This is a genomic window from Salipiger pentaromativorans (assembly GCF_024721115.1).
GTDB classification, from domain to species: domain Bacteria; phylum Pseudomonadota; class Alphaproteobacteria; order Rhodobacterales; family Rhodobacteraceae; genus Salipiger; species Salipiger pentaromativorans.
This window is the reverse complement of sequence record NZ_JAMDHK010000005.1, coordinates 214921-236064: the sequence shown is the minus strand read 5'-3', so window position 1 is coordinate 236064 and position 21144 is coordinate 214921. Positions and strand designations below refer to the sequence as shown.

Sequence of the window (21144 nt, the reverse complement as noted above, 5' to 3'; positions counted from 1 at the left end):
GGCTGCCGGGCTGACCGGTCTCCGCATCACACCATATCCGACACCTGAATAACCTGCTTGTCCGGCAGGGCGCTTGTCTGCGTGCGGATTTCGCCAACCAGCCAGCTTCGGTAAGCGGCGATGCGGGGATCGTCCTCTGTGCCCTTGGCGCAGACGAAGCGATAGCGCGCCGGTGTGCCGAGCGCGATGGGGAAGGGCGCGACCAGCCTGCCCGCGGCCAGCGCGTGCGCGGCGATGGACGAGCGTGTCAGCACCACGCCGGCGCCAGCGAGCGCGGCATCAATTGCATGATCCGCCTGGTTGAACCGGGTGGCCACGACCGTATCCTGTGCAATGCCGCTGGCTCGGAACCAGGCGGCCCAGTCCGGGCGTGGGGACAGGAAATTCGTGCTGTCCTCGGACAACAGCGGTGCGTCGAGCAGGCTTTCGGGGGTGGGAAAGCGCGCGGCCAGGGCGGGCACCATCATCGGCGACAGCCATTCGTCCATCAGATCCATCGACCACAGCGACGGTTCCGCAGCGAGACGGTAGCGGATCGCGACATCCACCTCGTCGCGCTCGAAATCCATCATCCGGAAATTCGCGGTAAAGCGCAGCTCGATCTCGGGATGGCATTGGGCGAATTCGAAGAGGCGCGGCGACAGCCATTTCGCCGTGAAGGCCGGCCCCGCCGTCACGGTGAGAACCGGCGTCTCCTGCCGCTGCCGCGCCGCGCGCCATGCGGAGGCCAGCCGGGCGAACCCCTCGCTACAGCCCGGCGCCAGCGCGTGGCCCGCTGGTGTCAGTTCCACTGCGCGATTCAGGCGGCGAAAGAGCGGCTGCCCCAGATGTTCTTCGAGATTGCGAATCTGGAAGGACAGCGCCGCCGGGGTGACGTTCAGCTCCTGCGCCGCAGCGGCAAAGGACATGTGGCGCGCGGCGGCCTCGAAGGCGCGTAAGGCGGTGAGAGGGGGCAGGCGCTCGGGCATGACGGTCAAGGAATACTTGTCTGAAGGCCGAAAGAGTCTCGTTTGTGGCTTTATAATATTGGGATCATGGTGCTGTCAGTTCAAAATTTCTGACGCAGGTTTCGCCGTGATCGAAACACAGAGAGATGCCCGTCACCGGGACGCGATCCGCGCCGCGCATCTGGCGCGGGGGCGGGCCTTTGCGGCGTTTTGGGGGATGCTGCTTCCGCGCCGCTGGTGACCGAAGGCCCTTCTGGGCCCTGCGGTCTGGCGCGGTCGCGCAGCGGGACGCCTCCGAACCTTCGGGCTCCGGGGGCGTTTCCCGCCCGGAATGCAAAAACCCCGGCGTGAGGCGCCGGGGTTTGGAAAGGGTCGGATCTGTCGCGGGTCAGACGAAGAACTGGCCACCGTTGGCCGAGATCGTCGAGCCGTTGAGGAAGGCCGCTTCGTCGGCCGCCAGGAACACCACGCAGCGCGCGATTTCCTCAGGCTCACCCAGACGACCGGTGGGGATCTGCGCGATGATCGACTCGCGGACCTTCTCCGGCACGGCCATGACCATCTCGGTGCCGATATAGCCCGGGCAGATGGCGTTGGCGGTGATGCCGTAGCGCGCGCCTTCCTGCGCCAGCGATTTCACGATGCCCAGATCGCCGGCCTTGGTCGCGGCATAGTTCACCTGCGCGAACTGGCCCTTCTGGCCGTTGATCGACGAGATCACGATGACGCGGCCGAACTTGCGCTCGCGCATGCCGGGCCAGATCGGGTGGACGGTGTTGAACACGCCGGTGAGGTTGGTGTCGATCACCTCTTTCCACTGTTCCGGGGTCATCTTGTGGAACGGCGCGTCGCGGGTGATGCCGGCATTGGCGACCACCACGTCGATCGGGCCCAGATCGGCCTCGACCTGCGCGATCCCGGCCTTCGAGGCTTCGTAATCCGCCGCGTTCCATTTGTAGGTCTTGATGCCCGTGGCTTCGGTGAAGGCGGCCGCCTTCTCGTCATTGCCGGCATAGGTTGCGGCCACGTCGTAGCCTTCCGCCTTCAGCGCCTTGGAGATCGCTTCGCCGATGCCCCGCGTGCCACCCGTGACCAGTGCAACTCTCGCCATGATATCCTCCAGTCTGGCTTGTGCTCTTTGCAAGGTTGTTACCGAAAGAACTTATGATGCGCAATATTATTGCGTGAAGATTTTACGACAGATCGGTGCCGAAAATGAAAAAAGGGCGCCCGCGGCGCCCTTTTCGAAAGAGTATCGAGGCCGTCACGGGCGCTCCACGCAGAGCGCGACGCCCATGCCGCCGCCGATGCAGAGCGTGGCGAGGCCCTTCTTGGCGTCGCGGCGCTGCATCTCGAAGAGCAGCGTGTTGAGGATCCGTGCGCCCGAAGCGCCGATCGGGTGGCCGATGGCGATGGCGCCGCCGTTCACGTTCACGATGGCCGGATCCCAGCCCATGTCCTTGTTCACCGCGCAGGCCTGTGCGGCAAAGGCTTCGTTGGCTTCCACCAGATCCAGGTCGCTGGCGCTCCAGCCGGCCTTTTCCAGCGCCTTGCGCGAGGCGTAGATCGGCCCCACGCCCATGATCGACGGGTCGAGCCCGGCGGTGGCGTAGGAGGCGATGCGGGCCAGCGGGGTGATGCCGCGCTTTTCGGCATTGTCGGCCGACATCAGCAGCACGCCGGCGGCGCCATCGTTGATGCCCGAGGCGTTGCCCGCGGTGACGGTGCCGTCCTTGGTGAAGGCCGGGCGCAGCTTCTGCATGCTCTCGATGGTGGCGCCGTGCCGGATGTATTCATCCTTGTCCGCCACGATGTCGCCCTTGCGGGTCTTGATCGTGAAGGGGATCACCTCGTCATCGAACTTGCCGGCCTTCTGCGCGGCCTCGGCCTTGTTTTGCGAGGCGAGCGCGAACTCGTCCTGCATGTCGCGGCTGATCTGCCACTGCTCGGCGACATTCTCGGCGGTCTGGCCCATGTGGTAGCCGTTGAACGCGTCCCAGAGCCCGTCCTTGATCATGGTGTCGATGTATTTCACATCGCCCATCTTGTGCGCCACGCGCAGGTTCTGCGCATGGGGCGACATCGACATGTTTTCCTGCCCGCCGGCGCAGACGATATCCGCATCGCCAAGCTGGATGTGCTGCGCGGCCAGCGCCACGGTGCGCAGGCCCGAGCCGCAGACCTGGTTGATGCTCCAGGCGGCGCTTTCCTGCGGCAGACCGGCGTTGATATGCGCCTGACGGGCGGGGTTCTGGCCCTGCGCCGCGGTCAGGACCTGGCCGAGGATGGTCTCCGAGACCTCTCCCTTTTCGATGCCGGCGCGGGCGACCAGCGCTTCGAGCACGGCGGCCCCCAGATCGTGTGCCGGGGTGTTGGCAAACGATCCCCCGAAGCTGCCGACGGCGGTGCGGGCCGCGGATGCGATGACGACATTGGTCATGGATAACTCCTCCAAGCAGAGCGTGAGGCGGGAGGCCCGACCATGCGTCAAGACCCCCCTCTTTGATCTTGCGCTTTGTTCATAGCGTGCCGTTGCGGCATGGGACAGAGGCAGTCTGCGGAAATCGCGGGCTGATAGCGCAAATGCTAGCGCAAAAATCGGGCGTTAAGGGGGAGGCGGGGTGGCGCCCGCTCAGGCGCTGGCGCTTTCGGCGGGGTCGTGGCGCCAGGCGGGGGTCACTGTGGGGGCGCCGAAGAAGAATCCCTGAAGGCAGTCGATCCCGATTTCGGTGAGGTAGCGGGCATCGTCCGCCCGTTCGACCGATTCGGCGACGGTGAACAGGTCGAACTGTTCGGCGATGGCGGCGATGGCGCGGGTCACGACCTGGTTGTCGGGATCGCGGGCGATTCCACGAATGAACTGCCCGTCGATCTTGAGAATGTCGAAATTGAAGTCCTTGAAGTGGCGCAGCGCCGTGTAGCCGGCGCCGAAATCGTCCATCGCAAAGGCGATTCCCTTGCTCTGCAAGTCGGCCATGAAACTGGTGACCAGTTCGGGCACCAGCATGGCGGAGGATTCGGTGATTTCGAGAATCAGCCGTTCGCCGACGGTCGGGTCCGTCTCGAGCCCGCCGGTGAGAATGCGCATCCAGTTCCGATAACCGATCGAGCGCGCCGACATATTGATCGCAAGCCGCAGCCCGGGCTCGCGCGCGAGCTCTGCCAGCCCCTTTTCCAGCGCGATGCAGTCGAGCCGGCGGCCATATTCGGTCTCTTCGACCGAATCGATGAAGTCTTGCGCGGGCACGATCCGCCCGGTTTCGTCGAGCACCCGGATCAGCCCCTCGTAATAGGCGGCGACGGTGGGCTGGCGGGCCTGCACCACGGGTTGGAAGGCCAGCATCACCTGCTGATGCTGAATTGCCGCGCGCACGGTTTCGAGCATTCCGCTGTCCCGTTTGGCCAGCGCCATCTCCAAGGCGTTCTGAGACTGCATTTCCGGCCTGCCCCTTCTTCTGCGTCATGCCGGACGCCGAAGGCCCGCCACCCGGTTACTCTGACCCGCAGGGCTTAATCGCACGTAAATGATCGCATTTTGCGCCAGTTTTCCGGGGCCGCGGAGCCGGGTGTTGACTCCCCCGGCAAAGCGCCTATAAGCGCGCGTTCATTGGTGTTGGTGGCCCCCGCGAGGGGATGCCCTGTCGCTCCGGCCAAATCCGGGGAGAGGACAACGCCCTTCGAAACTGCGATTGCGGCCCGAAAAACGGAACCCGGTTTTCGGACCAAGCCGCAAGGCACTTATTGTGAAGGAGATCAGCCGTGACCAAACGCACGTCTGCCAAGTACAAAATCGACCGCCGGATGGGCGAAAACATCTGGGGCCGTCCGAAATCCCCGGTCAACAAGCGTGAATACGGCCCCGGCCAGCACGGCCAGCGCCGCAAGGGCAAGCTGTCGGACTTCGGCCTGCAGCTCCGCGCCAAGCAGAAGCTCAAGGGCTACTACGGCGACCTGACCGAAAAGCAGTTCCGCCGCATCTTCGCCGAAGCCGAGCGGATCCGTGGCGACACCGGTGAACTGCTCATCGGCCTGCTCGAGCGCCGTCTCGACGCGGTTGTCTACCGTGCCAAATTCGTTCCGACCGTCTTTGCGGCCCGTCAGTTCGTGAACCACGGCCATGTTCTGGTGAACGGCCAGCGCGTGAACATCCCCTCCTACCGTGTGAAAGAGGGTGACGTGATCGAGGTCCGCGAGAAGTCCAAGCAGCTCGCCACCGTTCTGGAAGCCGTGCAACTGCCCGAGCGCGACGTGCCGGATTATCTGGAAGTGGATCACTCCAAGATGACCGCCAGCTTCGTGCGCACCCCCGGTCTGGCCGATGTGCCCTATCCGGTGCAGATGGAACCGAACCTCGTCATCGAATTCTACGCGCAGAACTGATCCCGGTTCTGCCCGAGACATGCCCGAAGGCCGCGCGTTCTGCGCGGCCTTTTGCGTTTCTGCCTGCGATTTGATCGTATTTTGACCATTTGTGCCGTGCCGGGCGGTTTCCGGTTGGGTGTAAATATTTTACCAGTTGATAAAAAATAGCGCCTGTGTGAGCCTTTTTCGAGAACAAGGCAGCGGGAGGCGACCGATGGACGCAAAGGCTCTGGCTCCGGGGATCCTGCCCGGGCGGATGGACAAGGCTTCGATCGAGGCGGGGTTTGGCGATCTGCACCCTGCGCTTGACGATCACGAAGCGCTGGTGGCGGCGGATCGCTGCTATTTCTGTCACGACGCGCCCTGTGCGACCGCCTGTCCCACGGAAATCGACATTCCTCTCTTCATTCGCCAGATCGCCACGGGCACGCCCGAGGCGGCGGCCAGGACGATCTTGTCTCAGAACATCTTTGGCGGCATGTGCGCGCGGGTCTGTCCGACCGAGACGCTTTGCGAAGAGGTTTGTGTGCGTGAGACCGCTGAGGGCAAGCCGGTCGAGATCGGGCGGTTGCAGCGCTACGCGACGGATCGTCTGATGGCGCAGGGTGTGCATCCTTTCGAGCGCGACGCGCCGACCGGAAAGCGCATCGCCGTGGTGGGCGCGGGGCCGGCGGGGCTGTCCTGCGCGCATCGGCTGGCGATGATGGGGCACGATGTGGTGCTGATGGATGCGCGGCCGAAACCCGGCGGGCTCAACGAATATGGCATCGCGGCTTACAAGAGCACGGAGGGCTTTGCGGCGCGCGAGGTCGATTGGCTGATGCAGATCGGTGGGATCGAGCTGCAAGGCGGTGTCGCACTGGGGCGCGATGTGACGCTGGATGCGCTGCGGGAGAGCTATGACGCGGTGTTCCTCGGTATCGGCCTTGGCGCGGTGAACGCGCTGGGCGTGGCGGGTGACGACAAGGACGGCGTGACGGATGCGGTGGAGTTCATCGCCGAGCTGCGGCAGGCGTCGGATCTGGCGGCGCTGCCGGTGGGGCGCGATGTGGTGGTGATCGGCGGCGGCATGACGGCGGTGGATGCGGCGGTGCAGGCCAAGCTGCTGGGCGCGTTGAATGTGACCATCGTCTACCGCCGTTCGCGCGACCGCATGGCGGCCTCGGTCTATGAGCAGGAGCTGGCGGCGGCCAAGGGGGTGCGGATCATCTGCAGCGCCTCGCCGGTGGCGGTGCATGGCAACGGTGCAGTGCGCGAGATCGAGTTCGAATTCACCGGCGATGATCTGTCGCCTACGGGCGAGCGCTTTCGCTTGCCCGCCGATCAGGTGTTTCGCGCCATCGGCCAGACGCTGGCGGGTGAGGGGCTGCCGGAGCTTGTGGGTCGCAAGATCGGGGTGGACGGCACGGGCCGCACCTCTTTGGCCGGGGTCTGGGCCGGGGGCGACTGCGCCAGCGGCGGCGACGATCTGACCGTGACGGCGGTGGCCGAGGGCCGCGACGCCGCCGAGGACATGCATGCCAGCCTGATGGGCTGAGCGATCTCGTCCCGGGCGCGGCCCGGGATCTCTAGACAGGAATCCCCGGATCCGGTCCGGGGCGCGTAGCCAAAGGGAGAGACCCATGGCCGATCTGACGAGCGATTTTGTTGGTATCAAGTCCCCCAACCCGTTCTGGCTGGCCTCTGCGCCGCCGACGGACAAGGAATACAATGTCCGCCGTGCCTATGAGGCGGGCTGGGGCGGTGTCGTCTGGAAGACGCTGGGGGAAGCGGGCCCGCCGGTGGTCAATGTGAACGGGCCGCGCTACGGCGCGATCTGGGGCGCCGACCGGCGGCTGCTGGGGCTCAACAATATCGAGTTGATCACCGACCGCCCGCTGGAAGTGAACCTGCGCGAGATCAAATCGGTGAAGCGCGACTATCCCGACCGGGCGCTGGTGGTTTCGCTGATGGTGCCCTGCACCGAGGATGCCTGGAAGGCGATCCTGCCGCTGGTGGAGGAGACTGGCGCCGACGGTGTCGAACTGAACTTCGGCTGCCCGCACGGGATGAGCGAGCGCGGCATGGGCTCCGCCGTGGGCCAGGTGCCGGAATATATCGAGATGGTGACGCGCTGGGTGAAGCAGCATTCGCGCATGCCCTGTATCGTGAAGCTGACGCCGAACATCACCGACATCCGCAAGCCGGCGATGGCGGCGCATGCGGGCGGGGCCGATGCGGTGTCGCTGATCAACACGATCAATTCGATCACCTCGGTGGATCTGGATCTGTTTGCGCCGGAGCCCACCATCGACGGCAAGGGCGCGCATGGCGGCTATTGCGGCCCGGCGGTGAAACCCATCGCGCTGAACATGGTGTCCGAGATCGCGCGCGCGCCGGAGATGGCGGGGCTGCCGATTTCCGGAATCGGCGGGGTCACCACCTGGAAAGACGCGGCGGAATTTCTGGCGCTGGGTGCGGGGAATGTGCAGGTCTGCACGGCGGCCATGACCTACGGGTTCAAGGTGGTGCAGGAGATGATCTCGGGGCTGTCGCAATACCTTGACGAGAAGGAAATGGTGCTCTCGGATCTGGTCGGGCGGGCGGTGCCCAATGTCAGCGACTGGCAGCATCTGAACCTGAACTACATCGCCAAGGCGAAGATCGACCAAGAGGCCTGCATCAAATGCGGGCGCTGCTATGCCGCGTGCGAGGACACGTCTCACCAGGCGATCGCCATGTCCGATGACCGGGTGTTCTCGGTTAAGGACGAAGAGTGCGTCGCCTGCAATCTCTGTGTGAATGTCTGCCCCATCGAGGGTTGCATCACCATGGAGCGTGTGGCGCCCGGCGCGACGGATCTGCGGACGGGCAAGAGTGTTCCGGCGGAGCCTGCGGATTGGACGGTCCATCCGAACAATCCGATGGCGGTGAAGGCTGCGGAGTAAGATTTTTCTTCGAAAAATCTTTGTCCCAGAAAATTCGTACGAACTTTCTGGGACTAGCAATGCACACGCATCTGGCCGGAATTGCAGATGACGATGTACTGATCGCCGCATTCCACCAAGTGGAAGCCGCGTGCCGTGATCTCGGCAAGAAAGGCATCGTATCCGATTTCACGATGCACATCGCGTTTTCGGCGCCGGACAATCCCGCCTTTCCGGACGGCCTGCGCCGAGAAAAGCTGTCTCTGCCAGGCGGGGTTGATCGGCGCAGGAACGCGCAGGGCCGGCTCGTATCTCATGCCGCGAACCTGCCGTGATTCCGGTTAAGATCCGGTGTCTTTTGGCGTGAGCAAATTGCGGAACATCGCCTCGACATGCGCATTGGCCGCCGTCCAGCCCTCGGCTTCGCCCGGCACCAGAACCCGGACCTGCGCATCGAAATCCGCATAATGCTGCGTGATCGCCCAGATCGTGAGAATGAGCTGCGCCGGATCCGATCTGGCCAGCCGTCCCTGGTCCATCCAGCCTCGCACCAACGCGGATTTCTCGTCGAACAATGGCTTGAGACGGCTTTCCAGATGCGGTCGCATCCGGGGCGCGCCCTGCAGAATCTCGTTCGCAAAGAGACGGCTTTCGCGGGGATAGGCCCGGCTCATCTCCATCTTGCGCCGGATATAGCCCAGCATCTCTTCCAGGGGCTCGCCCTCGGGGCCCATCTCTGCGAGCGGTGCCAGCCATTTCTCCATCAGCGCATTCAGCAGCGCCACATGGATCGCTTCCTTGCCGTCGAAATAATAGATCAGATTTGGCTTGGACATGCCCGCCGCATCGGCGATCTGGTCCAGCGTCGCGCCGCGATACCCGTGCTGGGAAAACACGTCCAGTGCCGCATCCATGATCCGTTTGCGATTGCGCAACTGGATGCGGCTGGGTTTTTTCGCGGTGCTTTCCGTCATGAGGATCTTCGCCTTGCCTGTTTTTCGTGCAATCCTGCCTGCGGGCTGCGCATCTGCCCCAGGGTCCCGGGCAGTCAATTCTTGACTCGTTCCGGAGCGGTTGCAATCGTGCCTTTACCAAATGGTAAAAAACGCGCGCAAGCCCGGCGGGGCTGCGCAAAGAACCAGCGGCAGAGGGGATGAAAGATGGCGGCACCGGGTGAGAACCTCCGGATCAATGGCGACCGGTTGTGGGACAGCCTGATGGAGATGGCCAAGATCGGCCCGGGCGTCGCGGGCGGCAACAACCGGCAGACCCTGACCGACGCGGATGCCGAAGGGCGCGCGCTCTTCAAAGCCTGGTGCGACGCTGCCGGGCTCAGCATGGGTGTCGACCGGATGGGTACCATGTTCATGACCCGCCCGGGCGCAGATCCGGACGCGCTGCCGGTCTATGTGGGGTCGCATCTCGATACCCAGCCCACCGGTGGCAAATACGACGGGGTGCTCGGGGTGCTGGGCGCACTCGAAGCCGTGCGCTCGATGAACGATCTGGGGATCAAGACCAAACACCCGATCTGCGTGGTCAACTGGGCCAACGAAGAGGGCGCGCGCTTTGCGCCGGCCATGCTCGCCTCGGGCGTCTTTGCCGGAGTGCACACGCTGGACTATGCCTATGGCCGCAAGGATCTGGACGGGCTGACCTATGGCGGAGAGCTCGAGCGCATCGGCTGGAAGGGCGAGGAAGAGGTCGGCGCCCGCAAGATGCACGCCTATTACGAGCTGCATATCGAACAGGGGCCGATCCTCGAAGCCGAAGGCAAGGATATCGGCGTCGTCACCCATTGCCAGGGGCTTTGGTGGCTGGAATTCACCCTGACCGGCAGGGAGGCGCATACCGGCTCCACCCCGATGGCGATGCGGGTGAACGCGGGGCTCGCCATGGCCCGCATTCTGGAGATGGTGCAGGACGTGGCCATGGCCGCCCAACCCGGTGCGGTTGGGGGCGTGGGGCAGATGCAGTTCTCACCAAACTCGCGCAATGTGCTGCCGGGCACGGTGGTGTTCACCGTGGACATCCGCTCGCCCGATCAGGACAAGCTCGACGGCATGCGCGCCGAGATCGAAAAGCGCGCCGCCGCGATCTGCGACGAGATCGGCGTCGGCTGCGCGGTCGAGGCGGTGGGACATTTCGATCCGGTGACCTTTGCACCCGAACTGGTCGAAAACGTGCGCAAATCGGCCGAGAAACTGGGCTACTCGCATATGAACCTGATCTCGGGGGCCGGGCACGATGCCTGCTGGGCGGCCAAGGTCGCGCCGGCGACCATGGTCATGTGCCCCTGTGTGGGCGGGTTGTCGCATAACGAAGCCGAGGAAATCTCCAGGGAATGGGCCGCCGCGGGCACGGATGTTCTGTTCCATGCGGTGCTCGAGACGGCGGAGATCGTGGAGTGATCCGACGGGCGGCGCCGGGGGCCGGCCCCCGGACCCCCGGAGTATTTTGAGAAAGATGAAAGGCGCAGCCTCGTCGGGGCGCGCAAGCCAGGGAGAGCCAGCATGTCGACCGTCTTCAAGAACGGCACCATCGTCACCGCCGATCTGACCTACATGGCCGATGTCCTCGTGGACGGGGGCAAGATCGTCGAGATCGGTCCCGACCTGAAGGGCGACGAAACCCTCGATGCCACCGGCTGCTACGTCATGCCCGGCGGGATCGACCCGCATACGCATCTCGAAATGCCTTTCATGGGCACCTATAGCGCGGACGATTTCGAGAGCGGCACCCGCGCCGCGCTGGCCGGCGGCACCACCATGGTGGTGGATTTCGCACTGCCCTCGCCCGATCAGGGCCTGCTCGACGCGTTGCAGATGTGGGACAACAAATCCACCCGCGCCCATTGCGACTATTCCTTCCACATGGCGATCACCTCCTGGTCGGAGAAGATCTGGCGCGAGATGGAAACCGTGGTGAAAGACCGCGGCATCACCACCTTCAAGCATTTCATGGCCTACAAGGGCGCGCTGATGGTGAACGATGACGAAATGTATGCCAGCTTCCAGCGCTGTGCCGAGCTGGGGGCCATCCCGCTTGTGCATGCGGAGAACGGCGACGTCGTGGCCGAGCTCTCCGCCAAGTTGCTGGCAGCGGGCAACAATGGCCCCGAGGGCCACGCCTATTCCCGGCCGCCGCAGGTCGAGGGCGAGGCCACCAACCGCGCCATCATGATCGCCGACATGGCCGGCGTGCCGCTCTACGTGGTGCATGTAAGCTGCGAGGACAGCCACGAGGCCATCCGCCGCGCCCGGATGCAAGGCAAGCGGGTCTGGGGCGAGCCGCTGATCCAGCACCTGACGCTGGATGAGAGCGAATATTTCAACCAGGACTGGGACCATGCCGCCCGCCGCGTGATGTCGCCGCCCTTCCGCAACAAGATGCATCAGGACAGCCTGTGGAATGGGCTGGCCTCCGGCTCGCTGAGCTGCGTGGCCACAGACCATTGCGCCTTTACCACCGACCAGAAACGCTATGGCGTCGGCGATTTCACCAAGATCCCCAACGGCACCGGCGGGCTCGAGGACCGGATCCCGATGCTCTGGACCTACGGGGTCGGCACCGGGCGGCTGACGCCCAACGAATTTGTCGCCGTGACCTCGACCAATATCGCCAAGATCCTCAATTGCTACCCGCAGAAGGGCGCGATCCTCGTGGGGGCGGATGCGGATATCGTGGTGCTCGACCCGGAGAAATCCAAGACCATCAGCGCTGCCAGCCAGCAATCGGCCATCGACTACAACGTGTTCGAGGGCAAGGAGGTCAAGGGCCTGCCGCGCTTCGTGCTGACCCGGGGTCGCGTCGCGGTGATGGAGGGCGAGATGAAGCCCGAGGAAGGCCATGGCAAATTCGTCAAGCGCAAACCCTCGGGCGCCGTCAACAAGGCGCTCTCCTCCTGGAAGGACCTGACCGCGCCGCGCCCGGTGCAGCGCTCGGGCATTCCGGCGAGCGGAGTCTGACCGCCCGCAGCCGAGGGGCGCGAAAGCCCCCGGCCTCCCGCGCCTGTCCGAAAAATGAACGAGGAAGACCAAGCGTGACCGCAGAAGAGCCAGAGATCGCGCATCGCACCGTGATCGAAGCCAGCAACCTGAACTTGACCTTCGAGACCAATGACGGCCCCGTTCACGCGTTGCGCGATGTGAACCTGCAGGTGGGGAAGGGCGATTTCGTCTCCTTCATCGGCCCGTCCGGCTGCGGCAAGACCACCTTTCTGCGGGTCATGGCCGATCTGGAACAGCCGACCTCGGGAACGGTTCTGGTCAACGGGGTCAGCCCCGAGGAGGCGCGCAAGGCGCGCGCCTATGGCTATGTGTTCCAGGCGGCGGGGCTTTACCCCTGGCGCACCATCGGCGGCAATATCCGCCTGCCGCTGGAGATCATGGGCTATGACAGACCCGTGCAGGCCAAACGGGTGAAAGAGGTGCTGGAGCTGGTCGATCTGGCCGGGTTCGAAAAGAAATACCCCTGGCAGCTTTCGGGCGGCATGCAGCAGCGCGCCTCCATCGCCCGCGCGCTGGCCTTCGATGCAGACATCCTGCTGATGGACGAACCTTTCGGGGCGCTGGACGAGATCGTGCGCGACCACCTGAACGAGCAGCTTCTGGCGCTCTGGGCGCGGACGCAGAAGACCATCTGCTTCGTCACCCATTCGATTCCCGAGGCGGTGTATCTTTCGACCAAGATCGTGGTCATGTCGCCGCGCCCGGGCCGGATCACCGATGTGATCGAAAGCCCGCTGCCGCAGGAGCGGCCTCTGGAGATCCGCGACACGCCGGAGTTCCTCGAAATCGCCCACCGCGTGCGCGAGGGGCTGCGCGCGGGGCACGCCTATGACTGAGCGCGCCGCCCCCTTTGCTGCGGCCCGGAGAGCCTCGGGCGCCCTCCGCCCCCCGGCACCGCCCCGCAGATGGTCTCGGGCCGCGGGCGCCCCTTTCACCTTTCACGGTCATCGGCTCTCCAGCCTGTACCGTGCCGCCATCGAAACCGAATACTCTTTCATCTTTCTTAAAATACTCAAAAATCTGCACGTCTTGGCTGGCGCCGCAGGTGAGTATTTGGAGAAAGATGAAAGCCGGGAGGCTTTGGCATGAGCGTTGCGGTGCTGACCCCGAGACGGGCCAGCCCGGAGGATGTGCCGGGCATTGCCGCCGTGCTGAACCGCTGGATCGACGAGACGCCCTGGTTCCCGCGCGCCTATGCGCCGGAGGTGCTGGAGGGGTTCCTCCGCGACGCGCTGCCGGATCGGGAGATCTGGGTGCTGGGCGATCCGATCGACGCCTATCTGTCCCTCGATCCCGCCAGTGGCCGGATCGGCGCGCTCTATTGCACGAAAACCGGCGTGGGCTGCGGCAAGGCGTTGATGGACGAGGCCAAGCGCGGGCGCGAGTCGCTCTGGTTGCACACAAATCTTCCGAACCTGCGGGCGCAGAAGTTCTACCGCCGCGAGGGGTTTGTTCAGGTGGGGGGCGAGATCCCGCCGGACCCGCCCGAGACCGTGCCCGAACTGCGTATGGAGTGGCACCGATGAGACATGTTCTGCCCGTGCTGACGGTCGTCGCCGTGATCGTGGCGATCTGGTATGCCGCCGCGGTCTGGCTGAACGCGCAATGGGCGCTGGACATGGCCAAGCGGCAGGATCGCGAGATGAGCGCGTCCGAACTGGTGCTCGACACCTGGAGCCAGGAGAAGCCCAAGCTGCCGGCGCCGCATCAGGTGGCCACCGAACTGTGGAAGACCACGGTCGAGAAGAAGGTGACCTCGAAACGCAGCCTCGTCTACCACGCCTGGGTGACTCTCTCGGCGACGCTTCTGGGCTTTGCGCTGGGGACCGCGCTGGGCTTCGCCCTTGCGGTGGGGATCGTCTATATGCGGGTCATGGACATGAGCGTGATGCCCTGGGTCATCGCCAGCCAGACCATTCCGATCCTCGCCATCGCGCCGATGATCATCGTGGTGCTGAATGCGGTCGGGGTCTCGGGGCTTCTGCCCAAGGCGATGATCTCGATGTATCTGAGTTTCTTCCCGGTCGTGGTCGGCATGGTGAAGGGGCTGCGCGCGCCGTCGCGGATGATGCTCGACCAGATGCGCACCTGGAACGCCACCAAGGGGCAGGAGTTCCTGCGCCTGCGCCTGCCTTCCTCGATGCCCTATCTCTTCGCCTCGCTCAAGATCGCCATGGCGGCGAGCCTCGTCGGCGCCATCGTGGGCGAGCTGCCGACCGGGGCCGTGGCCGGGCTCGGGGCGCGGCTGTTGGCGGGCAGCTATTATGGGCAGACGATCCAGATCTGGTCGGCGCTGTTCATGGCGGCGGCGGTGGCCGCGTTCATGGTGGCGCTGATCGGGCTGATCCAGCGTGTCACCCTGAAACGCATGGGGATGAGCTGATGTGGGTCGCGCTGGGTATCGCCGCATGGGCACTTGGCTGGGCGCTGAATGTCTGGCTGGCGGGTCGGGCGCGGAGCCGCGCCACGGCGTTGGCGGTGCCGGTCATTTTCGGCCTCACCATCGTCTTCGTCTGGGAAGCCGCGGTGCGCGGCTTTGGAATCTCGCCTGTGCTGCTGCCGGCGCCCTCGGCCATCGCGGTCAAGATGGCGGCCTCGGGCGGGCTGATCTGGGAAGATTTCGTGCAGACCGTCATCAAGGGGGCGCTCAGCGGCTATGTGATCGGCTGTGCGGCGGCCTTCGCCACCGCCATCGTGGTCGACCGGTTCGATTTCCTGCGCCGGGGCCTGCTGCCGGTGGGCAATTTTGTCGCCGCCCTGCCGATCATCGGCATCGCGCCGATCCTTGTGATGTGGTTCGGCTTCGACTGGCAGTCGAAGGCGGCAGTGGTGGTCGTGATGGTGTTCTTCCCGATGCTGGTGAACACCGTCGAGGGGCTGCGCGACACCTCTTCCATGCAGCGCGACCTGATGCGCACCTATGCCGCCGGCTACTGGACGACGCTGCTGAAACTGCGGCTGCCGGCGGCGATGCCGTTCATCTTCAACGGGTTGAAGCTCGCCACCACCCTGGCGCTGATCGGCGCCATCGTTGCCGAATTTTTCGGCTCGCCGATCCGCGGCATGGGGTTCCGGATTTCCACCAGCGTCGGGCTGCTTGCGCTCGATCTGGTCTGGGCTGAAATCGTGGTGGCGGCGATTGCCGGCTCGGCCTTCTACGGCGGCGTGGCGCTGCTGGAGCGCGCCGTGACCTTCTGGCACCCGTCGCAGCGGGGCCACGGCTAAGAGACAAACAGGACCGACAACAGGATCAACACGGAGGTAACAATGAAAACCATCACCAAACTGACCGTCGCGGCGGCGCTGAGCCTTGCCGCGGGTGCGGCGCAGGCGGCCGACGAACTGACGTTGCAGCTCAAATGGGTCACCCAGGCGCAGTTCGCCGGTTACTACGTGGCCAAGGACAAGGGCTTTTACGACGAGGAAGACCTCGACGTGACGATCAAGCCGGGCGGCCCCGACATCGCGCCCGTGCAGGTGCTGCTGGGCGGCGGGGCCGATGTCATGGTCGACTGGCTGCCCTCGGCGCTGGCCGCGCGCGAGAATGGCGCGCCCATCGTCAATATCGCCCAGCCGTTCAAATCCTCGGGCCTCATGCTGACCTGCCTCAAGGAGCATGGCATCGAGACTCCCGCCGATTTCCCCGGCCACACGCTGGGCACTTGGTTCTTCGGCAATGAGTTGCCGCTTTATTCCTGGATGTCCAAACTCGGCTATGCCACCGATGGCTCCGAAGGCGGCGTGACCATCCAGAAGATCAACTTCAACGTCGATCCGCTGCTGCAAAAGCAGGTCGAATGCGCCACCACCATGACCTACAACGAATATTGGCAGGTGATCGACGCGGGCCTGACGCCGGACGATCTGGTGGTCTTCAAGTATGAGGACGAGGGCATCTCGACGCTCGAGGACGGTCTTTACACCACCGAAGCCAACCTCGCCGATCCCGAGATGGTCGAAAAGTTGACCCGCTTCGTGAAGGCCTCGATGAAGGGCTGGAAATACGCTGAGGAGAACCCGGACGAAGCCGCCGAGATCGTGCTCGAGAATGACGAGACCGGCGCCCAGACCGAAAAGCACCAGAAGCGCATGATGGGCGAGGTCGCCAAACTGACGGCGGGGTCGAACGGCGCGCTGGATCCGGCCGATTTCACCCGCACCGTCGAGGTGCTGCTGTCGGCCGGGGCCGATCCGGTGATCACCGCCGATCCGGGCGAGGCCGCCTGGACCCATGTGATCACCGACGAAGCGCTGAAATAAGCCGTATTGGACGGGTCGACGGTCTGAGAGCCGCCGCTTTGCAAGGACAGAAGAGCGGGCCGCGAGGCCCGCTCTTTTCCGTTGGGTCGGTAAGCGAGGGGCTGTGCATGGTGGCAGGGGGAGCAGAAGGCAGATGTCGCGGTCCCGGCAACCGGCGGGTCGAGGGGCTGGAAAGGAAAAAGGGGTGGCCGGTCTGGGCCACCCCGATCATTTATGGAAACAACTTATAAAATCTGTTTTGGCGCGCCGGGGATTGGGGACATGCCGCGCCGACCGGACACTCATTACGTTACGGACGGGGCGACTCGTAGCGGCGGCGTGTTACAGCGATATGACGCGGCCATGACAAGCGTTTGTCGGCGTCCCGCATCAGGGCGGGACGACCGTCCGGCCCTGGCGATGCGGGGCCGAGGGAGCGCGTTTCGGAAGGGCGAGGAACCGGGTGGGCCACCTGTGCGCGGCGCTTCCCCGCCCCTGAGGGGCCGAGAAGCGCGGGGCCGACAGGATCAGCGGCGCAGCGTGTCGCCGTAGGCGATCTTGGGGGTCAGTTCGATGACCGTGTCGAAGGTCGCCTCCGGGTTATCGACCCGCGCGGCGATGATCTCGGCGGCCTTGCGGCCGATTTCTTCGCGGCAGGCGTCCATGGTGGCCAGCTTGCGCGGCAGACCTTGCAGAAGCTCGACGCCATTGAACCCGGCCAGCCCGATGTCCGCCGGAATGTTCCGCCCCTGATCGAGCAGGTAAAGCAGCCCGCCCGCGCCGATCATGTCGTTGGAATAATAGAGGAAATCAAGCTCGGGTTCGCGTTCGAGAATGGCCTGGGTCATCTCGCGGCCCTTGGCCAGCGCCGAGCCGCCGGAATAGAATTCCTGATCCATGACCTCGACGCCGCTCTTGGCGAGCGCTTCGGTGAAGCCCTCGAAGCGTTTGCGGGCGCGGTGATCGAGCGGCATCTTGGTGCCGAGGAAGCCGATCTTCTGATAGCCGGCCCGCAGGATCGCCTTGGCCATCTCGCGGCCCGCGCGGCGGTGCGAGATACCCACGGCGGTGTCGATGGGCTTGCCGTCGGTGTCCATGATCTCGACCACCGGGATGCCGCTGGCCTTCAGCATCGCCTTGGCGGCCTCGGTATGCTCGATCCCGGCGATGATCACGCCCGAGGGCCGCCAGGAGAGCATCTCGTAGAGCACCCGTTCTTCTTTCTCGGGCTCGTAATCGGTGACGCCCACCACCGGCTGTAGCTCGGTATCCTCGAGCACCGCCGAGATCCCGGCCATGACCTCGGGGAACACCATGTTGCGCATCGAGGGGATGATCACGGCCACGAGGTTCACCCTCTGGCTGGCCAGCGCGCCGGCGATCTTGTTGGGCACATAGCCCAGCGTCTTGGCGGCTTCGAGGACCTTGGCGCGGGTGGCCTCCGACACGTCCCCCCGGTTTCGCAAGACCCGACTGACGGTCATCTCGGACACGCCGGAGGCTTCGGAAACATCTCTTAGGGTCAACGGGCGGGGATCGTCGTCTGCCACGGTCGGGCCTCCTCAACGCTTTAAATGATTGCAATGTTAGCGGTTATTCCGCCACAGACAAGCCGCGTATGGTGGTTGCCGAAAATTCACGCAGGCGGATGACAAAGCAGGCAACAGCCGCTAAGGGGGAATTGTGCGGTCCCGTGGCTCAACTGGATAGAGCAGCCCCCTCCTAAGGGGCAGGTTGCAGGTTCGAATCCTGCCGGGATCGCCAGCCCGAACGCTCAGAGGCTTCGTCTTGATCATCAGCCACGCGCATAAGTTCATCTTTGTGCATTCCCGCAAGACGGCAGGCAGTTCGGTGACCGCCTGCCTCAACAGGCATCTGGGCCCGTGGGACATCCAGCTCGGCGCCTGGCCGGAATCGATTGCCAGCGGCGGCAGCTACAACCTGCGGGCGGTGCTGACATCGCTTCGGGCGCCGGGGTATCTGTTGCAGCGATCCCTCCGCTACAGCCGTGAACACCGCCGCCTTGCGCTGTGCCCGAACGCGGTCAACCGGATCACCAAGCATCACTTCCAGAACCGGCACGGGTTCACGCAAGGGGCCCATGCGAAGGCGGCCGAGGTCCGGGCCTATGCGCCCGAGCCATGGGCGCGCTATTTCAAATTCGGCATCGTCCGGAATCCCTGGACACACGCGGTGTCCGATTACTACTGGCGGCGGCACGTCTGCGGCGGGGCACCGGTGGGGTTCAAGGAATACCTGCTGCGGCTCGACGACCTTGCGCGGCCCGATCCCGAGGGAATCCGGCCGCCGCTGGTATCGAACTGGGAGATCTATGCGATCGGCGATGCGCTGGCGGTCGATTTTGTCGGCCGCTACGAAAACCTTGCCGAAGATCTCGCGGCGGCGGGCCGGCATATCGGGCTGTCTTTGGACATCTCGGGCATCCGTGCCAAGGGCGGTATTCGCAACGACCGCAAACCGATCTCCGAACATTACGACGACGAGAGCGTGGAAATCGTGCGCCGGGTCTATGCGCATGAGGTCGCCCGCTTCGACTATCAGCCGCCCTTCTGACCGGGACGTGCAGAGGGTGGGGCTGCCGGCTTTCCGCCGAGCCACCGAAGCCGTCTTGCCGAGTGTGCCGCGACGCGACACACTATGCGCAACGACAAGAACGGAGGCGGTCAGATGCAGGTGACACGGCGGGAAATGATCATGGGTGGCGGCGCGCTGGCGCTGCTGTCGGGATGTGGAGCGGGCGGGGGGGCCATGGCGCCCGCAAGCGGGCTGGATCCGAGCCTGAGGCCGCATCCGAATGCGGGTTACGATGCCTGGGTGGCGGCTTTCCGGGGCCGCGCGATGGCGCAAGGGATCAGCGCCTCGACGCTGGATGCGGCGTTCCGCGGCGCGGGGTTTCTGCCCGGTGTGGTCGAACGCGACCGCAATCAGACCGAGTTCACCCGCACGCTCGAGGATTATCTGGCCATCGCGGCCTCGGAGCAGAAGATCGCGGACGGGCGGGCGAAGCTGCGGCAGAACATGGGGCTGTTGCAGGACATCGAGGCCCGCTACGGCGTGCCGCCCAAGATCGTCGCGGCGATCTGGGGAATGGAAAGCAATTTTGGCACCCGCAAGGGCGATATTCCGGTGATCTCGGCGGTATCGACGCTGGCCTATGAGGGCCGGCGCGGCGCCTTCTTCGAGGCGCAGCTCATGGCGGCGCTGCGGCTCCTGCAACGCGGCGACACCGTGCCGTCGAAGCTGACCGGAAGCTGGGCGGGCGCGATGGGGCATTCGCAGCTCATCCCGACGACCTATCAGGAATATGCGGTGGATTTCCGCGGCGACGGGCGGCGCGACATCTGGTCGGAGGACCCGACGGACGGTTTGGCCTCGACGGCGAATTACCTCTCGCGCCATGGCTGGCAGCGCGGCGAGCCCTGGGGGCTGGAGGTGCGCCTGCCCGACGGCTTCGGCGGCGGGTTGACCGGGCGCGGCGTGCGCAAGCCCGCGTCGGACTGGGCGGCCCTTGGGGTACGGCCGGCCGGCGGGGGCGGGCTGCCCGACGGCACCGGGTCTATCCTGGCGCTGTCGGGGCTGAGCGGCCCGGCCTTTCTGGTGTACCGCAATTTCAACGTGATCCTGCGTTACAACAACGCCGAGAAATACGGGCTGGGCGTCGGCCATCTGGCGGATCGTCTGGCCGGCGCGGGGCCGTTGCGGGGCCGGTTCCCGCCGGATCAATACGGCTTTACCATCGACGAGCGCAAAGAGTTGCAATCGCTGCTGACCCGGGCGGGCCATGACACCGGCGGTGCCGACGGGGTGTTCGGCAAAAAGACCGAAGCGGCGATTCAGGGCTATCAGGCGCGCGCCAGCCTGCCGGTTACGGGGGTGCCGTCGCGGGATCTGCTGCTGCGGCTGCGGCGCGGCTGACCGAAAGGCGCGGCCCCGGGCGGGATAACCCGGGGCCGCGCGATGATCCGCTTCGGCTCAGCCGAAGAAATCGGGATCGCTGTGATCGTACACATCCGGGCTGCCGCTCTCGGACAACAGCTCTGCGGCGGCATCTTCGAGCAGCAGGCTGTCGTCCGGCCCCGAGGTCAGGGCAAAGCTGGCGAGCGCCGCTTGCGGCGTGTTCGAATAGGTGGGCACCGAGCCGTCGCCCCCGTCTGTCCAGACCGTATCGCCCTGGGTGATGCTCACATTCGAGACCTCGCCGAGAAGCGGTGTCAGCGCGCCATTGTCGGAGCTGCCGATCAGGTTCGAGTCGCGCAGCGTGTCGGCGGGGACCATGCCGTCGCCCTCGGCGATCTGCACGCCGTCCTTCTCGATATACATGAAGCCGGTCTCATCGACACCGACGGTCCATGTGGCGGTCTCGCCATCGACAAGCGCGTCCTCGGCGACGATGTAGGAGGTGGCACCACCCTGCACGATCTCGAAATAGACCGCGCTGCTGGGGCCGAGCTGGCCGAAGGAAATGCTGTCTTCGCCATTGCCACCGAATTCGAAGACGCGCTGGCTGCCGCCGGCTTCGATGTCGTCGAAACGGACGGTGGCCTCGAATTCGAAAGCGCCGTCGATTTGGGGCAGGCCGATGTCGGTGCCGGGGTCCGTGGGGCCGGGATCGACCGTGCCAGGATCCTCGGTCCCCGGATCGGTCGTGCCCGGATCCTC

Annotated in this window: 21 protein-coding genes and 1 tRNA gene; 15 read left to right on the top strand and 7 right to left on the bottom strand. The window is 65.0% G+C overall.

All coding sequences use genetic code 11. From position 1 onward, the window contains the following. Positions 1 to 26: 26 nt before the first annotated feature. Entirely contained in the window at positions 27 to 968 is a 942-nt protein-coding gene (gene gcvA, locus M4578_RS10945; RefSeq protein ID WP_258093537.1) for a transcriptional regulator GcvA, read from the bottom strand. On the opposite strand from gcvA, the gene M4578_RS10940 reads away from it, so the two are divergent. Then, positions 967 to 1188 carry a hypothetical protein gene (locus M4578_RS10940; RefSeq protein WP_258093455.1) on the top strand — a complete coding sequence of 74 codons (222 nt, stop codon included), beginning with the start codon at positions 967 to 969 and terminating at the stop codon, positions 1186 to 1188. The genes gcvA and M4578_RS10940 overlap by 2 nt on opposite strands. A 147-nt stretch (positions 1189 to 1335) precedes the next feature. Here M4578_RS10940 and phbB read toward each other — a convergent pair whose 3' ends face one another. The 3 genes from phbB to M4578_RS10925 all read right to left on the bottom strand — a co-directional run bounded on the left by phbB (position 1336) and on the right by M4578_RS10925 (position 4383). Then, complete coding sequence (gene phbB, locus M4578_RS10935; RefSeq protein ID WP_258093454.1) at positions 1336 to 2058, bottom strand: acetoacetyl-CoA reductase; 723 nt, start codon at positions 2056 to 2058, stop codon at positions 1336 to 1338. A gap of 153 nt (positions 2059 to 2211) precedes the next feature. Further along, positions 2212 to 3387, bottom strand: a complete 1176-nt coding sequence (locus tag M4578_RS10930; protein ID WP_258093453.1) for an acetyl-CoA C-acetyltransferase — start codon at positions 3385 to 3387, stop codon at positions 2212 to 2214. A 192-nt stretch (positions 3388 to 3579) separates the two neighbouring features. Further along, positions 3580 to 4383: an EAL domain-containing protein gene (locus M4578_RS10925; RefSeq protein WP_258093452.1), complete on the bottom strand. Its 804-nt coding sequence runs from the start codon at positions 4381 to 4383 to the stop codon at positions 3580 to 3582. A 323-nt stretch (positions 4384 to 4706) separates the two neighbouring features. Between M4578_RS10925 and rpsD the strand changes: the two genes are divergently transcribed. From rpsD to M4578_RS10905, 4 genes are all read left to right on the top strand, one after another. After that, positions 4707 to 5327, top strand: coding sequence for a 30S ribosomal protein S4 (rpsD, locus tag M4578_RS10920; RefSeq protein ID WP_258093451.1), 621 nt, complete (start codon positions 4707 to 4709; stop codon positions 5325 to 5327). A gap of 196 nt (positions 5328 to 5523) precedes the next feature. After that, positions 5524 to 6846, top strand: a complete 1323-nt coding sequence (locus tag M4578_RS10915) for an NAD(P)-dependent oxidoreductase (RefSeq protein ID WP_258093450.1) — start codon at positions 5524 to 5526, stop codon at positions 6844 to 6846. 85 nt (positions 6847 to 6931) lie between these two features. Further along, positions 6932 to 8236: an NAD-dependent dihydropyrimidine dehydrogenase subunit PreA gene (gene preA, locus M4578_RS10910; RefSeq protein ID WP_258093449.1), complete on the top strand. Its 1305-nt coding sequence runs from the start codon at positions 6932 to 6934 to the stop codon at positions 8234 to 8236. Positions 8237 to 8295: 59 nt separating this feature from the next. Next, positions 8296 to 8550, top strand: a complete 255-nt coding sequence (locus M4578_RS10905; protein ID WP_258093448.1) for a hypothetical protein — start codon at positions 8296 to 8298, stop codon at positions 8548 to 8550. A gap of 6 nt (positions 8551 to 8556) precedes the next feature. Here M4578_RS10905 and M4578_RS10900 read toward each other — a convergent pair whose 3' ends face one another. Next, positions 8557 to 9189, bottom strand: a complete 633-nt coding sequence (locus M4578_RS10900; RefSeq protein ID WP_258093447.1) for a TetR family transcriptional regulator C-terminal domain-containing protein — start codon at positions 9187 to 9189, stop codon at positions 8557 to 8559. Positions 9190 to 9375: 186 nt separating this feature from the next. Here M4578_RS10900 and M4578_RS10895 point away from each other — a divergent pair, with 186 nt between their 5' ends. The 7 genes from M4578_RS10895 to M4578_RS10865 all read left to right on the top strand — a co-directional run bounded on the left by M4578_RS10895 (position 9376) and on the right by M4578_RS10865 (position 16485). Beyond that, the gene (locus M4578_RS10895) at positions 9376 to 10626 is read left to right on the top strand and encodes a Zn-dependent hydrolase (protein ID WP_258093446.1); all 1251 of its coding nucleotides are present in this window, start codon (positions 9376 to 9378) and stop codon (positions 10624 to 10626) included. Between the two features lie 102 nt (positions 10627 to 10728). Next, entirely contained in the window at positions 10729 to 12183 is a 1455-nt protein-coding gene (gene hydA / locus M4578_RS10890; RefSeq protein WP_258093445.1) for a dihydropyrimidinase, read from the top strand. A 74-nt stretch (positions 12184 to 12257) separates the two neighbouring features. Continuing rightward, positions 12258 to 13061 (top strand): ABC transporter ATP-binding protein, encoded by an 804-nt coding sequence (locus M4578_RS10885; RefSeq protein WP_258093444.1) that lies wholly within the window; start codon positions 12258 to 12260, stop codon positions 13059 to 13061. Positions 13062 to 13310: 249 nt separating this feature from the next. Beyond that, positions 13311 to 13751, top strand: coding sequence for a GNAT family N-acetyltransferase (locus M4578_RS10880; RefSeq protein ID WP_258093443.1), 441 nt, complete (start codon positions 13311 to 13313; stop codon positions 13749 to 13751). Continuing rightward, on the top strand, positions 13748 to 14608 hold the full coding sequence (locus M4578_RS10875) for an ABC transporter permease (protein ID WP_258093442.1): 861 nt from the start codon (positions 13748 to 13750) through the stop codon (positions 14606 to 14608). Before M4578_RS10880 ends, M4578_RS10875 begins: the two co-directional genes overlap by 4 nt. Then, the gene (locus M4578_RS10870; RefSeq protein ID WP_258093441.1) at positions 14608 to 15450 is read left to right on the top strand and encodes an ABC transporter permease; all 843 of its coding nucleotides are present in this window, start codon (positions 14608 to 14610) and stop codon (positions 15448 to 15450) included. The genes M4578_RS10875 and M4578_RS10870 overlap by 1 nt, the downstream gene beginning before the upstream one ends. 42 nt (positions 15451 to 15492) lie before the next feature. After that, the gene (locus M4578_RS10865) at positions 15493 to 16485 is read left to right on the top strand and encodes an ABC transporter substrate-binding protein (protein WP_258093440.1); all 993 of its coding nucleotides are present in this window, start codon (positions 15493 to 15495) and stop codon (positions 16483 to 16485) included. Positions 16486 to 16991: 506 nt separating this feature from the next. On the opposite strand, the gene M4578_RS10860 is transcribed toward M4578_RS10865, so the two are convergent. Then, positions 16992 to 18014 (bottom strand): LacI family DNA-binding transcriptional regulator, encoded by a 1023-nt coding sequence (locus tag M4578_RS10860; RefSeq protein WP_258093439.1) that lies wholly within the window; start codon positions 18012 to 18014, stop codon positions 16992 to 16994. A gap of 137 nt (positions 18015 to 18151) precedes the next feature. Here M4578_RS10860 and M4578_RS10855 point away from each other — a divergent pair. From M4578_RS10855 to M4578_RS10845, 3 genes are all read left to right on the top strand, one after another. After that, positions 18152 to 18228, top strand: a tRNA-Arg gene (locus tag M4578_RS10855). 24 nt (positions 18229 to 18252) lie between these two features. Continuing rightward, positions 18253 to 19038: a sulfotransferase family protein gene (locus M4578_RS10850; RefSeq protein WP_258093438.1), complete on the top strand. Its 786-nt coding sequence runs from the start codon at positions 18253 to 18255 to the stop codon at positions 19036 to 19038. 114 nt (positions 19039 to 19152) lie between these two features. Next, on the top strand, positions 19153 to 20400 hold the full coding sequence (locus M4578_RS10845) for a lytic murein transglycosylase (RefSeq protein ID WP_258093437.1): 1248 nt from the start codon (positions 19153 to 19155) through the stop codon (positions 20398 to 20400). Between the two features lie 57 nt (positions 20401 to 20457). Here the strand turns inward: M4578_RS10845 and M4578_RS10840 are convergent. Continuing rightward, positions 20458 to 21144 (bottom strand): hypothetical protein (locus M4578_RS10840; protein WP_258093436.1); only part of this gene is annotated, 687 nt, incomplete at its 5' end.